The sequence below is a fragment of the Erwinia sp. LJJL01 genome (genome assembly GCF_047300805.2).
Lineage (GTDB): Bacteria > Pseudomonadota > Gammaproteobacteria > Enterobacterales > Enterobacteriaceae > Erwinia > Erwinia aphidicola.
This window is the reverse complement of sequence record NZ_CP178576.1, coordinates 189,601-201,957: the sequence shown is the minus strand read 5'-3', so window position 1 is coordinate 201,957 and position 12,357 is coordinate 189,601. Positions and strand designations below refer to the sequence as shown.

11 protein-coding genes are annotated in these 12,357 nt (G+C 54.4%); 5 read left to right on the top strand and 6 right to left on the bottom strand.

Annotated features, from left to right (window positions below; genetic code table 11):
- The first annotated feature begins 1 nt into the window (after position 1).
- Positions 2 to 1,084 (top strand): FecCD family ABC transporter permease, encoded by a 1,083-nt coding sequence (locus ACLI4M_RS01810; RefSeq protein ID WP_133623249.1) that lies wholly within the window; start codon positions 2 to 4, stop codon positions 1,082 to 1,084.
- Positions 1,084 to 1,869 (top strand): ABC transporter ATP-binding protein, encoded by a 786-nt coding sequence (locus ACLI4M_RS01805; protein WP_048915525.1) that lies wholly within the window; start codon positions 1,084 to 1,086, stop codon positions 1,867 to 1,869. Before ACLI4M_RS01810 ends, ACLI4M_RS01805 begins: the two co-directional genes overlap by 1 nt.
- Positions 1,870 to 1,996: 127 nt before the next feature.
- On the opposite strand, the gene fghA is transcribed toward ACLI4M_RS01805, so the two are convergent.
- From fghA to ptrR, 3 genes are all read right to left on the bottom strand, one after another.
- Complete coding sequence (fghA, locus tag ACLI4M_RS01800) at positions 1,997 to 2,839, bottom strand: S-formylglutathione hydrolase (RefSeq protein WP_048915526.1); 843 nt, start codon at positions 2,837 to 2,839, stop codon at positions 1,997 to 1,999.
- 11 nt (positions 2,840 to 2,850) lie between these two features.
- A complete protein-coding gene (locus ACLI4M_RS01795) occupies positions 2,851 to 3,978 on the bottom strand; it encodes an S-(hydroxymethyl)glutathione dehydrogenase/class III alcohol dehydrogenase (RefSeq protein ID WP_048915527.1) in 1,128 nt (375 codons plus the stop codon).
- A 62-nt stretch (positions 3,979 to 4,040) separates the two neighbouring features.
- A complete protein-coding gene (gene ptrR / locus ACLI4M_RS01790; protein WP_133623250.1) occupies positions 4,041 to 4,919 on the bottom strand; it encodes a putrescine utilization regulator PtrR in 879 nt (292 codons plus the stop codon).
- Positions 4,920 to 5,021: 102 nt separating this feature from the next.
- Between ptrR and ACLI4M_RS01785 the strand changes: the two genes are divergently transcribed.
- The 3 genes from ACLI4M_RS01785 (at position 5,022) to yeiB (ending at position 8,154) form a co-directional block, all read left to right on the top strand.
- Positions 5,022 to 6,155, top strand: coding sequence for a YbfB/YjiJ family MFS transporter (locus ACLI4M_RS01785; RefSeq protein WP_133623251.1), 1,134 nt, complete (start codon positions 5,022 to 5,024; stop codon positions 6,153 to 6,155).
- Between the two features lie 126 nt (positions 6,156 to 6,281).
- Positions 6,282 to 6,947: a GTP cyclohydrolase I FolE gene (folE, locus tag ACLI4M_RS01780; RefSeq protein WP_048915529.1), complete on the top strand. Its 666-nt coding sequence runs from the start codon at positions 6,282 to 6,284 to the stop codon at positions 6,945 to 6,947.
- Positions 6,948 to 7,026: 79 nt separating this feature from the next.
- Complete coding sequence (gene yeiB, locus ACLI4M_RS01775) at positions 7,027 to 8,154, top strand: DUF418 domain-containing protein YeiB (protein WP_133623252.1); 1,128 nt, start codon at positions 7,027 to 7,029, stop codon at positions 8,152 to 8,154.
- Positions 8,155 to 8,189: 35 nt separating this feature from the next.
- Here yeiB and ACLI4M_RS01770 read toward each other — a convergent pair whose 3' ends face one another.
- The 3 genes from ACLI4M_RS01770 to ACLI4M_RS01760 are packed head-to-tail and all read right to left on the bottom strand — an operon-like array spanning position 8,190 to position 12,307.
- The gene (locus tag ACLI4M_RS01770; RefSeq protein WP_133623253.1) at positions 8,190 to 9,452 is read right to left on the bottom strand and encodes an HlyD family secretion protein; all 1,263 of its coding nucleotides are present in this window, start codon (positions 9,450 to 9,452) and stop codon (positions 8,190 to 8,192) included.
- Between the two features lie 3 nt (positions 9,453 to 9,455).
- Entirely contained in the window at positions 9,456 to 10,181 is a 726-nt protein-coding gene (locus ACLI4M_RS01765; RefSeq protein ID WP_133623254.1) for a hypothetical protein, read from the bottom strand.
- A complete protein-coding gene (locus ACLI4M_RS01760; RefSeq protein WP_133623255.1) occupies positions 10,178 to 12,307 on the bottom strand; it encodes a peptidase domain-containing ABC transporter in 2,130 nt (709 codons plus the stop codon). Before ACLI4M_RS01760 ends, ACLI4M_RS01765 begins: the two co-directional genes overlap by 4 nt.
- Positions 12,308 to 12,357: the final 50 nt, after the last annotated feature.

Below are 12,357 nucleotides of genomic sequence, written 5' to 3'. Positions count from 1 at the left end.
AATGAGTGTAACCCACGAACCGCTGGCGACCTCTGCCGCGCAGCCTCCTGAAGGCGTGATGGGGCGCTACCATCAGCTGCTGCGCCACCGCCTGCTGATGATGGCGATTCTGCTGCTGGCGATTGTCGCCTCGCTGGTGCTGGACTTTACCCTTGGCCCTTCGGGCCTGTCGCTCTCCACGCTGTGGCAAACGCTGCTGTCGCCGGAAACGGTTGATGCCGGCACCCGGGTGATCGTTTGGGATATTCGCCTGCCCTATGCGCTGATGGCGGTGGTGGTTGGGCTGGGGCTGGGCCTCGCCGGGGCTGAGATGCAAACCATCCTGAATAACCCGCTGGCCAGTCCGTTTACCCTTGGCGTCTCCTCCGCCGCCGCGTTTGGCGCCGCGCTGGCGATTGTGCTGGGCATCGGTATTCCGGGCATTCCCGATCAGTGGTTTATCTCCGCCAATGCGTTTGTCTTTGCGCTGTTTGCCGCGCTGATGCTGGATGCGGTAACGCGCTGGACGCAGGTGGCAACCTCCGGCGTGGTGCTGTTCGGCATTGCGCTGGTGTTCACCTTCAACGCGCTGGTGTCGATGATGCAGTTTATCGCCAGCGAAGACACCCTGCAGGGGCTGGTATTCTGGACCATGGGCAGCCTGGCGCGCGCGTCGTGGGATAAACTGGGCGTGCTGTGCATCGCGCTGCTGGTGCTGGTGCCGTTTTCGCTGCTGAGCAGCTGGAAACTGACCGCGCTGCGCCTTGGCGAAGATCGCGCCGTCAGCTTTGGCATCGACGTGCGCCGCCTGCGCCTCGCGACGCTGCTGCGCATCAGCATTATCTCCGCGCTGGCGGTGGCGTTCGTCGGGCCCATTGGCTTTATCGGCCTGGTGGCACCGCATATCGCTCGAATGCTGTTTGGCGAAGATCACCGCTTCTATCTGCCTGCCAGTGCGCTGACCGGGGCGCTGGTGCTGTCGATGGCCTCGGTGGTGTCGAAGAATTTGATCCCCGGTGTGATCATTCCAGTGGGCATTGTGACCTCGCTGGTGGGCGTGCCGTTCTTCCTGAGTATTATTCTGCGCCACCGAGGGAGTGTCTGATGCAGGGGTTAAAAATCAGCGGCTTTAACGCCGGTTATCCGAAGCGCCAGATTATCAGCGACCTCAATGTGCCCATGCTGCCACGCGGCAAAATCACCGTACTGCTGGGGCCGAATGGCTGCGGTAAATCGACGCTGCTGCGCTCGCTGGCGGGGCTTAACCGCGCCTCAGGTGAGCTGTGGCTCAATGGTGAAGAGCTGATGGCGCTGCCGTTTGCCCGCCGCGCCAGCCGCGTGGTCTACCTGCCGCAGTCGCTGCCCGCCGGGGTGCATCTGCACGTGCTGGAGTCGATTATCGTGGCGCAGCGCGCCAGCGGCGGGCGGAGCAGTGCTGCCAGCGAAGCGGAAGTGATGGCGCTGCTGGAGCAGTTGGGGATCGCTCATCTGGCGCTCAGCTATCTCGACCAGCTTTCCGGCGGGCAGAAGCAGCTGGTGGGCCTGGCGCAGTCATTGATCCGCCGCCCGGAGCTGCTGCTGCTGGATGAACCGCTTAGCGCGCTGGATCTGAACTACCAGTTCCACGTGATGGATCTGGTGCGGCGCGAAACGCGGCTGCGCAATATCGTCACGGTGGTAGTGGTACACGATATCAATATCGCGCTGCGCCACGGTGAGCATGTGCTGATGTTGCAGAACGGCGAGCTGATAGCGGATGGATTGCCAGAAGAGGTGATCACGCCGCAGAGCCTGGCACGGGTGTACGGCGTGAAAGGGCGCATTGAGCGCTGTTCGCAGGGCACCCCGCAGGTATTAATCGATGGATTAGTTGAATCACCGGCGTTTTGATTATGGGCCGACCGGAAAAAATAGGTCGGCTTCTGGGCGCAATGTGATTATGGGCCGACCGGAAAAAAAGGTCGGCCTCTGGGCGCAATCATGTAGGGGCCGACCCTCTGTTTCGGTCGGCCCGGTTTTATGCCAGCAGATGCTGCGCATGGAAGCGCAGGTGATCCTCAACAAAACTGGCGATAAAGAAGTAGCTGTGGTCGTATCCCGGCTGCTCACGCACCGTTAACGGATACTTCACCTCCAGCGCAATCTCTTCCAGCCGCTGCGGCCGCAGCTGGTCGGCGAGGAACTGATCGCTGTCCCCCTGGTCGATCAGCATCGGCAGCACCGCACCGCCGTTACGCATCAGCCAGCAGCTGTCGTATTGACGCCACGTCGTCTCATCATCACCCAGATAAGCGCGGAAGGCTTTTTGCCCCCACGGCACTTCCAGCGGATTGACGATAGGGGCAAATGCCGACACCGAGCTGAATTTCCCCGGATTACGCAGCGCAATCATCAGCGCGCCGTGGCCGCCCATCGAGTGCCCCATTATCGCCTGACGATCGCTGACGTTGAAATTACCGGAAATCAGTGCCGGTAGCTCATCGTTGATGTAGTCGTACATGCGAAAATGGCTCGCCCACGGTGCCTCGGTGGCATTGAGGTAGAACCCGGCGCCCTGGCCGAGGTCATAGCCCTCGTCATTGGCAACGCCTTCGCCGCGCGGGCTGGTATCCGGCATCACCAGCACCAGCCCCAGTTCGGCGGCTACGCGCTGCGCGCCGGACTTAACGCTGAAGTTCTCATCGCTGCAGGTCAGCCCCGCGAGGAAGTACACTACCGGCGGCGGGGTACTGCCTTTTGGGCCAGGCAGGAATACGCTAAAGGTCATCGCGCAGTTGAGGCTGGTTGATGGGTGGCGATAGCGCTGCTGCCAGCCGCCAAACAGGCGATGTTCTTCTAAAAGCTCCAGTGTGGATGGCATCCTTTCCTCGCTTATTTCTTGTTGAAATGAATCACAGAGCGAATGGATTTGCCTTCGTGCATCAGGTCAAACGCTTCGTTAATCTCTTCCAGCGGCATGGTGTGGGTAATGAAGTCGTTAAGCTGGAACTCACCGTTCATGTAACGCTCAACAATGCCCGGCAGCTGCGAACGGCCCTTCACGCCACCAAAGGCGGAACCGCGCCATACGCGTCCGGTCACCAGCTGGAAGGGACGGGTAGCGATCTCTTCGCCTGCACCGGCCACGCCGATAATCACTGACTCGCCCCAGCCCTTGTGGCAGCACTCCAGTGCGGAACGCATCACGTTGACGTTGCCGATACATTCAAAGGAGAAGTCGACGCCGCCGTCGGTCATTTCGACAATCACGTCCTGAATCGGCTTATCGAAATCTTTCGGGTTGATCAGGTCAGTGGCACCGAGCTTGCGCGCCAGGTCGTATTTGCTGGTGTTGATATCGATGCCAATAATGCGCCCAGCCTTGGCCATTTTAGCGCCGATAATCGCCGACAGACCGATGCCGCCAAGGCCGAAGATCGCCACGGTATCGCCTTCCTTCACTTTCGCGGTGTTCATCACCGCGCCCATGCCGGTGGTCACCCCACAGCCCAGCAGGCACACTTCTTCCAGCGGCGCTTCTTTACTGACCACCGCCAGCGAGATTTCTGGCACCACGGTGTACTCAGAGAAGGTAGAGGTACCCATATAGTGGAAGATCGGCTGGCCGTCTTTAAAGAAGCGGGTGGTGCCGTCCGGCATCAGGCCCTTGCCCTGGGTGGTGCGGATTGCCTGGCACAGGTTAGTTTTACCGGACAGGCAGAATTTACACTTGCCGCATTCCGGAGTGTAAAGCGGGATAACGTGGTCGCCAACCGCGACGCTGGTCACGCCTTCACCGATGGCTTCCACCACGCCGCCGCCTTCATGGCCGAGGATCGCCGGGAACACGCCTTCCGGATCTTTGCCAGAAAGGGTGTAGGCATCGGTGTGGCATACGCCGGTGGCGACGATGCGCACCAGCACTTCGCCTTTTTGCGGCGGCATCAGATCCACTTCTTCAATCTTCAGCGGCTCACCGGCGGCCCAGGCTACGGCGGCGCGTGTTTTAATCATCTGCATATATTTTTTTCCTGTCAGTCGTGGAGAGAGTTAAGCGTAACCAGGGTTGAGGAAAAGCGCCGCTAATCGCTGGACTTCTCGTCAAATTGTTCAATAATCAGGTACTTCAGCGCTTCCACGTTGGGGGTGAAAGCATCGCGACGCCACACCAGCCAGGTGTCGGTATCACGTAATTCAGCGGGGATGGGGTGCTGGCGCACGCGCTCGCGACCGGGCATCTGCTCCAGCACGGCGGCGGGTAACAGTGCCAGGCCGCCACCGCTGGCCACGCAGGCCAGCATGGCATGATAGGACTGGATCTCCATCACGTTGCCGGGCTGTACCCCGGCGGCGCGGAACCAGTTCTCAAAGCGCACGCGATAGGAGCAGCTGGGACGAAAGCCAAACAATGTACAGCCTGCGGCGTCAGCCGGCTGGGTTATCAGGGCATGCTCGGTGCTTGAGATCAACACCATCTGCTCAGGAAAGGCTTTACAGCTGTTCAGCTCATCAACGTTGATTGGACCGTCGACGAGCGCGGCGGCCAGCGTACCGGCGCGCACGCGCTCGATAATATCGCCGGAAGTGCCGGTACTCAGCGCCAGCGATACGGCCGGATAGCGCTGATGAAACTCGGCCAACAGGGTGGGCAGGCGAGTGGCGGCGGTGCTTTCCATTGAACCGAGCGCGAAATTACCCGCTGGTTCGCCGCCTTTCGCCATATTGAGCGCTTCCTCGCTCAGCGCCAGAATGCGCTGGGCATAGCAGAGAAAATTATGCCCCATCGGCGACAGGCGCAGGCGCTGTTTTTCGCGGATAAACAGATCGGTGCCCAGCTCTTCTTCCAGCTGGCGCAGGCGAGTGGTGAGGTTGGACGGGACGCGATGAAGCTGCTCCGCCGCGCGCACCACCGATCCGCTTTCGGCCACGGCACAGAACATTTTTAGCTGGGTCAGATCCATGTATTCTCTTATTGTAAGTAACTTGATTACTATTATTCACTTTTCGTGAGTTTACTCATCCCCCATGCTGGTGGCAACTGAAAAACAGAATCTGAGGTAAAAATGGCTGTGCGCGTCGCGTTTAGCGCCTTTCTGGCGCTGGTAGTAGCAATGGGGATTGGGCGTTTTGCCTTTACGCCGCAGGTGCCATTAATGATAGCCGAACATCAGCTGTCGCTGACCAGCGCGGCGGTGGTGGCGGCCTTAAACTATCTGGGATATTTGTGCGGCTCGTTTGACGCCATGCGCGCCACGCGCCGGGTAGAGTGGCGCTTACAGGCCGGCATCTGGGGCGCCGTGCTGCTGACGCTGCTGTCGGCCTGCGTCTCCGGGCCGTGGCTGCACGGCGTGGTGCGCTTCCTGATCGGCTGGGCCAGCGGCTGGGGGATGGTGCTGATCGCCGCCTGGAGCAACGAGCAGCTGCACCGCTACCAGCGCCCGGGCCTCAGCGCCGCCGTTTTTGCCGGCCCCGGCACCGGGATTTTTATCAGCGGCATGCTGGCCGTCGGGCTGCACAGCCTGCAGGTTTCCGCGGCCTGGGCGTGGGCCGCTTACGGCGTGCTGGCGCTGATTCTGGTGGCGCTGATCGCCCGCACGCTGCCACGCACCGGTCAGCTTCATCGCCCGGATATTGCGCCGGAGCCGCTGCGCCTGACGACGGGCCTGAAGCGGCTGGTGTGGAGCTACAGCCTGGCCGGGTTTGGTTACATTCTGCCCGCCACCTTTCTGGCCCAGATGGCGACCACCCGCTTCCCCGGCCTGATCAGCCAGTTTGTCTGGCCGGTATTTGGTGGGGCAGCGGTGATCGGCATTGTGATTGGCATCCTCACGCGTCATCTGGGCAGCAGTAACTGCCGCCTGGCGCTGGTGCTGTGGGTGCAGGCGTTGGGCGTATTTGCCTCCGATCTGCTGCCCGGACTGGGCGGGCTGGCGCTGGGGGCCGCACTGGTCGGCGGCGGCTTCCTCTGCGTGGTGCAGCTGTCGCTGCAGTACGCGCGTGAACTGGCACCGCAGCATACGCGCTATCTCGCCGGGCTGCTTACCACCGGTTATGCGGTAGGGCAGTTGGTGGGGCCGCTGCTGTCGGCTGCCTCCACCGCGTTAACGCACCGGCTGGAACCGGCGCTGTATGTGGCAGGCGTAGCGCTGCTGATCGCCGGCCTGCTGGTGTGGCAGCGTGACGCGATGGCTGAATGAAGCAGTTTCATCGTCAATTGTTCTGATTCACTGGATTACACCGGCAATGTGTACCAAAATAGCGCCTCAGAATTTTCGCCAGGACTGTTTATCCTGGCAAGTCACACCTGCCGGAGAAAGAAAATCATGGCGACGTTGAGTCAGGAAGCCACACTCGTTCACGAAGCACTGCTTGCCCGTGGTCTGGAAACCCCGCTGCGTTCACCCGTGCGCGACATGGATGATGACACGCGTAAAGCGCTGATCGCCGGTCACATGACCGAGATTATGCAGCTGCTCAATCTCGATCTCGAAGATGACAGCCTGGCGGAAACCCCGCAGCGCATCGCCAAAATGTACGTTAATGAAGTGTTTTCCGGCCTGGATTACGCCAACTTCCCGAAAATCACCCTGATTGAAAACAAAATGAAAGTGGACGAGATGGTAACGGTGCGTGATATCACGCTGACCAGCACCTGCGAACACCATTTTGTGATTATCGATGGCCAGGCGACCGTGGCGTATATTCCGAAAGATAAGGTGATTGGCCTGTCGAAAATCAACCGTATCGTGCAGTTCTTCTCCTCGCGCCCGCAGGTGCAGGAACGATTGACGCAGCAGATCCTGCTGGCACTGCAAACGCTGCTCGGCACGAATAATGTGGCCGTATCGATCGATGCCGTTCACTATTGCGTGAAAGCACGCGGTATTCGTGATGCCACCAGCGCCACCACCACCACTTCACTGGGTGGGCTGTTCAAATCGAGCCAGAACACTCGCCAGGAGTTTCTGCGCTCCGTACGCCACCGTTAACTGATTATCCCTCTCAGGGGCGGACCCTGTTTATCGGTCCGCCCGTAATGGCCTCAGCATCCCTGATGTGGAACCTTTTATGCCGCGTATTGTTCCGCTGGATTTTGTGCGTGGGATGGCGATCCTCGGCATCCTGCTGCTGAATATCACCGCTTTTGGCCTGCCGAAGGCCGCCTATCTTAATCCTGCCTGGCAGGGGCTACCGTCCGCCAGCGATTTCTGGGTATGGGCGAGCATGGATCTGCTGGCGCAGGCGAAATTCCTTACGCTGTTTGCCATTCTGTTCGGCGCCGGGCTGCAACTGCTGCTGCCACGCGGCAAGCGCTGGATCCAGTCGCGCCTGTCGTGGCTGGTGATCTTCGGTTTACTGCATGCGCTGCTGCTGTGGGAGGGCGATATCCTGCTGGCCTATGGGCTGGTGGGGTTAATTGCGTGGCGCATGATCCGCGACGTGCCGGGTACGCGGCAGCTGTTTAACACCGGCGTGATGCTTTACCTGATCGGTAGCGCGGTGCTGGTGGTGCTCGGGTTGGCGTCCGGACCCACGCCTAACAGCTCCTGGCTGCCGGGTGCGGCCGAGGTGCAGTATGAAACCTTCTGGCGGACTCAGGGCGGTGGGGAAGCGGCGTTTAATCGTCTCGATATGCTGGGTTCTGCGCTGATGGCGCTGGCGGCGCAGTATGGCTGGCAGCTGGCGGGGCTGATGATGCTGGGCGCCGCGCTGATGCGCAGCGGCTGGCTGCAGGGCACCTACAGCCTGCAGCACTATCGTCGCAGCGGACTGATCCTCATCACCGCAGGCCTGGCGATTGAGCTGCCGTCGATCGTCATGCAGTGGGTAACGCAGTGGGATTTCCGCTGGTCCGGCTTCTTCCTGCAGGTGCCTCGTGAAATCAGTGCGCCGCTGCAGGCGCTGGGCTATGCCGCGTTATGCTTCGGTTTCTGGCCGCAGTTACAGCGTTTTCGCATCACGCACGGCATTACCGCCGTAGGACGGATGGCGCTGAGTAACTACCTGTTACAGACGCTGATCTGCACCACGCTATTTAATCACTTTGCGCTGTTTAATCAGCTGGATCGCCTGCAGTTGTTGATGCTGGTGCCGGCGATCTGGCTGATTAACCTGTTGTTTTCCACCCTGTGGCTGCGCGTTTTCCGCCAGGGGCCGATGGAGTGGTTATGGCGGCGTTTAATCCGCCAATGTTAGAGACACATCATTGGATTAATGAGAAAGAGTTAAGGCTAATCATCACTGCCAAGAAAACGTGCCCTGACCCGATCTAACGGTGCTATCAGCATGGCGATAAGGGGTTTTTTATCTACCACAATATCAGCGCCCAGGGTCATACCTCCCATCAATAACCGCGGATGTTTATTTGGGTCAGTAAAACTGGCAGGAAGACTGATACGTGCCAGATACCATGTCTGCCCCTGAGGCAGAGTGATTAATGCCGATTTAGCATCAATATTCACTGGGTAAAAATCTTTGAGCGTGGTGGTGACCGTGCCATATTTATCCACTGGCCAGGCATCGAAATGTACTTTCACCGATTCACCAGGGTGAATCCTTCCAGCCCCTGTTGATGGAATATAGACATATCCCTCAAGTGGGCTGTTCAGATCGTGACGAATGACCATAACCACTTCATTGTCTTGAGTAACAGCCCGGCCAGGTGGGAAGTTAATCGCAACAACATAGCCACTAATAGGGGCTAACATAGCCAGACTCTTACTACCACGTGATGCAAGAGTGCGATCTATTTCGCTAACTCTACTGCTGAGACTCAATGCTTGGTTTGACAAATCGTCAATTTGAAAATTAGTATTGTTTGTCAGGCTACTTTTATTGCTTTCCAGCTGGAGTATTGAGGTTTCCTCCAGCTTCAGATTTAACTGTGCATTCAGGAGATCGTTAGTGCGTTGATTCAAGTCAAGCTGTGAAACATAACCTCTATCAATCATCTTCTTATAAGAGTCTAAAGTCTGCTGAGTATTTTTAACCAACTCTTTAGTTTTATTTACTTTGATCTCTGATGCTGCAATCTGCGCATCTATTAACTTATGCTGCAGGATAAGATTGGCTTTAAGCTTTTCAACCGATAGTTTTAACTCCCTGATGCGAATCTCAGCACGATTTTTTTCTTGCTGGTAGCGTTTAGCTTCATAATCGATCACCGAGCCATCTTTTCCACCATAGTCTTGAGTCAGAGTAAACAGTACCTGATTCTCTTCAATATACTGCCCGACTGTAACAGGGATATCGACTATTGTACCTGATGCTTTAGCCCGTACTTCAGCATCACCTTTCGCACTAATAATAACCCCGCGTGCCGGAGTTGTTTCGGAGAAATCAATGATAATCGAATAAGTCAGTAAGCAAATAAAGAACAATGAAAAAAGAGTAGAGACAGTCTTAAGCGTCGGAATGTTAATCCGGTAAATGCGGGCGTATTTATTTCCGGTAACCACCGGTAGATGTTCCTTGCGGTTTTTAATTAATGACATAGCTTATCCATGCAATAAAACAGAAATATCATCCCATTTCCCCCAGGGGGCAGGGAAAGATTCAAGATGTTTAAACGTATCATTTACGGCCAGTTGGTACTGATCGGATTGATAACGATTGCCGGTGATAGAATAAAGAGGTTCTAAACAGCGGTTAACAGGTAAAAGAGTGGTAATCGACAGCTTGAGTCGGTTCAGAACCTGTGCGCGACAGGCCGTAACAAAGAATCGATTTTTGTTGAATTTAATCGGTTGTCTGAATGACATCGGTAACCGTTCATCCATAAAAACGACGACGGCCATCGGCTGTTGAGAAAAAAAAGAACAGGAGTCACTGTTGAACGAGTGATAGAGCTCATCAGTAGTAATAATTTTTAGCTGAAAATAGTCAGGGGCATGTAATTTTATCTGATTCAGTATCAGGGGAAGCCCCGTCCAACGCAAAAGCGGCAACAGTGTACGCTGCTGGTAGAGTTGCGTAATGTCCAGCCACTGCTGAACAGCTGGAGTAAGATATGGCGCAGATATTATCTCCCAGCGGCGAGGCGACTTGATGCTCAATGTCGTCATCAGCCGTAATTTTTCAAGGATATGCTCCATAAGCCATTCATGAACATAATCATTTGGTGATATTCCCATTAACTGTGAATAATTTTGTTCAATCCTGCTGGCCCATGGCTGATTGAGGGCGATTTTCACCAGCCACTGATGCAAATAGTTTGCGATCATTGCAGATTCCTTTCATCGTGAGGAGTATTTTCCAATTTTGTTAAATTACCACGGTCAAGCTTGAGGAGCTGCCCGCCCTGATATACCACCTCTGGAGAGTGTGTGACAAAAACCAGACCGATATTGAGGCTGCGAAGATTTTGTAATACCTTTTGTGCAGTCTCTTTATCCAAATTAGCCGTTACCTCATCGCACAATAACCAGTCTGGTCGTGAATAGAGTGCGCGAGCCAGGACAAGGCGCTGAACTTCACCCGCAGAGAAAAAGGGGCTTCCCGGCACAAAGGGTGTGTCATAGCCATGAGCAAGCTCAGAAATAATATGATCGATTTCAGCAAGTTTGCAGGCCCAAATAATTCTCTCCAGATCCAGCTCGCTATCAAAACAACCGATGTTTTCTGCCACGCTACCTGTAAACAAGGTATCATCAGCATGCACAATGCGTATATGCTCCCGCAAAGAGGTAAGTTTATAAGATGTCAGAGGATGCTGGTTGATCCTTATTTCACCGGAGCTGGCTGCAAGAATACCTGATACCAGCCGCAGAAAAGTTGTTTTTCCGGATCCGCTGCGCCCTATAATGACTGTTTCTTCTCCATAGTGCAGAGTGAGGGAGATATTGTGTAAAGTGACTGATTTTGCCGGATAAGCAAAACTTACCTCATTGAATTCGATTTCATCGACGTGCGTCATGACACGTTCACCATACTGAGCATCTTCTCGCTGATAAGTGACTAAGTCGCCGATGCGCTCAAGAGGTCCCTGAAGAGCATTTTTATCAAGATACTTGTGCGCTAATTGAATGACAGAATCGGCAAAGTAGCGTTTATAACTCAGGTAGGCAAAAAGCATACCAATAGTCATTTCACCTTTTAGAATTGACCATGCGCCGAAGCAAACAACAATCAACTGTTCGATATTTATCACACCGACTGAAGCTGCATCGAAACGAGCCAGCAAACGTTCACGCTTCATCAAACCATTGATGTGCTCACGCATGGATCGGTCAATGATTGAGTTGAGGTTGACCTCCATATTATTAGCTTTGACAGTGATAATACCTTTTTGTGTTTCGACTAAGAGTGATTCGTACACTGCAGTTTTAGTGATGGAGTCATCCACGGCGCGCTGGTAGGGGCCAATTAGGATGAATCGTATCGCCAGGAAGATTGCCATCGATGCCAGGGTGATCAGAGCAATATAGACGTTATAAAACAGCATGAAAATCATACTGAAAACCGCGATCATTGCTGAATAGACAATGAGAACGTAACCATTGCTGATAAAGTCTGCACAAGCATGAAGTGACTTCTCGATGGCGAGAATAACACCTACTGGCCGGGTACGAAAATAGGAAGGATGAGTGCGTAAAAGGAAACCACGAATATGCTGACTTAAATCATCATAGGCGAAGTTTCGCATACAAATCTCAAGTATTTGCTTAATGAATTTACTGGCAACATCGAAAATAAATACAATAGCAAAAATAAATGTGAGCAAGATGGCCAGGTCGAAATCATTGCGTGCAATTGCTTCATCAAGTACTAGCTGTACATAGGATGGCGAGATAAGCAGAATGATCAGCGAAAATAGTGAAAAAAGAAACAGAACAAGCTGTTTTTTTGCCACTTGCGATATGAACCTTGCCATGAATTCGAGCTTGAAATTTTTCTGCTTATCCTGATATTTGAACTCTTGTGTCGGTTTGAGTTCAAGAACATACCCAGAGAACAGAGATTCGGCTTCACTGTATTTATAAGTGCGTATGCCACACGCAGGATCATGGATTGTTATCCCTCTCACATCAGACTTTACAATTACCACGAAATGATTTCCGCGCCAAAAGGCAATCAGCGGAAAAGAAATATTCTTAACTTCTTTAATGTTACCTTTGAGTATGCGGCCTTCAAGTCCTTTGCTATTTGACCACTGCAGCAGATCAGCCATCGATGTTCCGGCATCTTCAGATACGGTATATTCACGACGAAGTTGGCTTACAGAAGTATGGTGGCCGTGATGACCAAGAACCATAGCAAGGCAGGCAAGACCACACTCTGTATATTCATGCTGTCTTATTAATGGTGTCAGGGTGTTTTTTTGTGAGCTAATAAAGGAGAATAGATTCATTTTATTTTACTGGAATTAACAGGCCCAAAATAAATTTGGGCCTTGGTGTA

Coding starts and splice junctions, on each gene's coding strand:
- ACLI4M_RS01810 (WP_133623249.1), top strand. CDS start 2: ATGAGTGTAACCCACGAACCGCTGGCGACCTCTGCCGCGCAGCCTCCT.
- ACLI4M_RS01805 (WP_048915525.1), top strand. CDS start 1,084: ATGCAGGGGTTAAAAATCAGCGGCTTTAACGCCGGTTATCCGAAGCGC.
- fghA (WP_048915526.1), bottom strand. CDS start 2,839: ATGCCATCCACACTGGAGCTTTTAGAAGAACATCGCCTGTTTGGCGGC.
- ACLI4M_RS01795 (WP_048915527.1), bottom strand. CDS start 3,978: ATGCAGATGATTAAAACACGCGCCGCCGTAGCCTGGGCCGCCGGTGAG.
- ptrR (WP_133623250.1), bottom strand. CDS start 4,919: ATGGATCTGACCCAGCTAAAAATGTTCTGTGCCGTGGCCGAAAGCGGA.
- ACLI4M_RS01785 (WP_133623251.1), top strand. CDS start 5,022: ATGGCTGTGCGCGTCGCGTTTAGCGCCTTTCTGGCGCTGGTAGTAGCA.
- folE (WP_048915529.1), top strand. CDS start 6,282: ATGGCGACGTTGAGTCAGGAAGCCACACTCGTTCACGAAGCACTGCTT.
- yeiB (WP_133623252.1), top strand. CDS start 7,027: ATGCCGCGTATTGTTCCGCTGGATTTTGTGCGTGGGATGGCGATCCTC.
- ACLI4M_RS01770 (WP_133623253.1), bottom strand. CDS start 9,452: ATGTCATTAATTAAAAACCGCAAGGAACATCTACCGGTGGTTACCGGA.
- ACLI4M_RS01765 (WP_133623254.1), bottom strand. CDS start 10,181: ATGATCGCAAACTATTTGCATCAGTGGCTGGTGAAAATCGCCCTCAAT.
- ACLI4M_RS01760 (WP_133623255.1), bottom strand. CDS start 12,307: ATGAATCTATTCTCCTTTATTAGCTCACAAAAAAACACCCTGACACCA.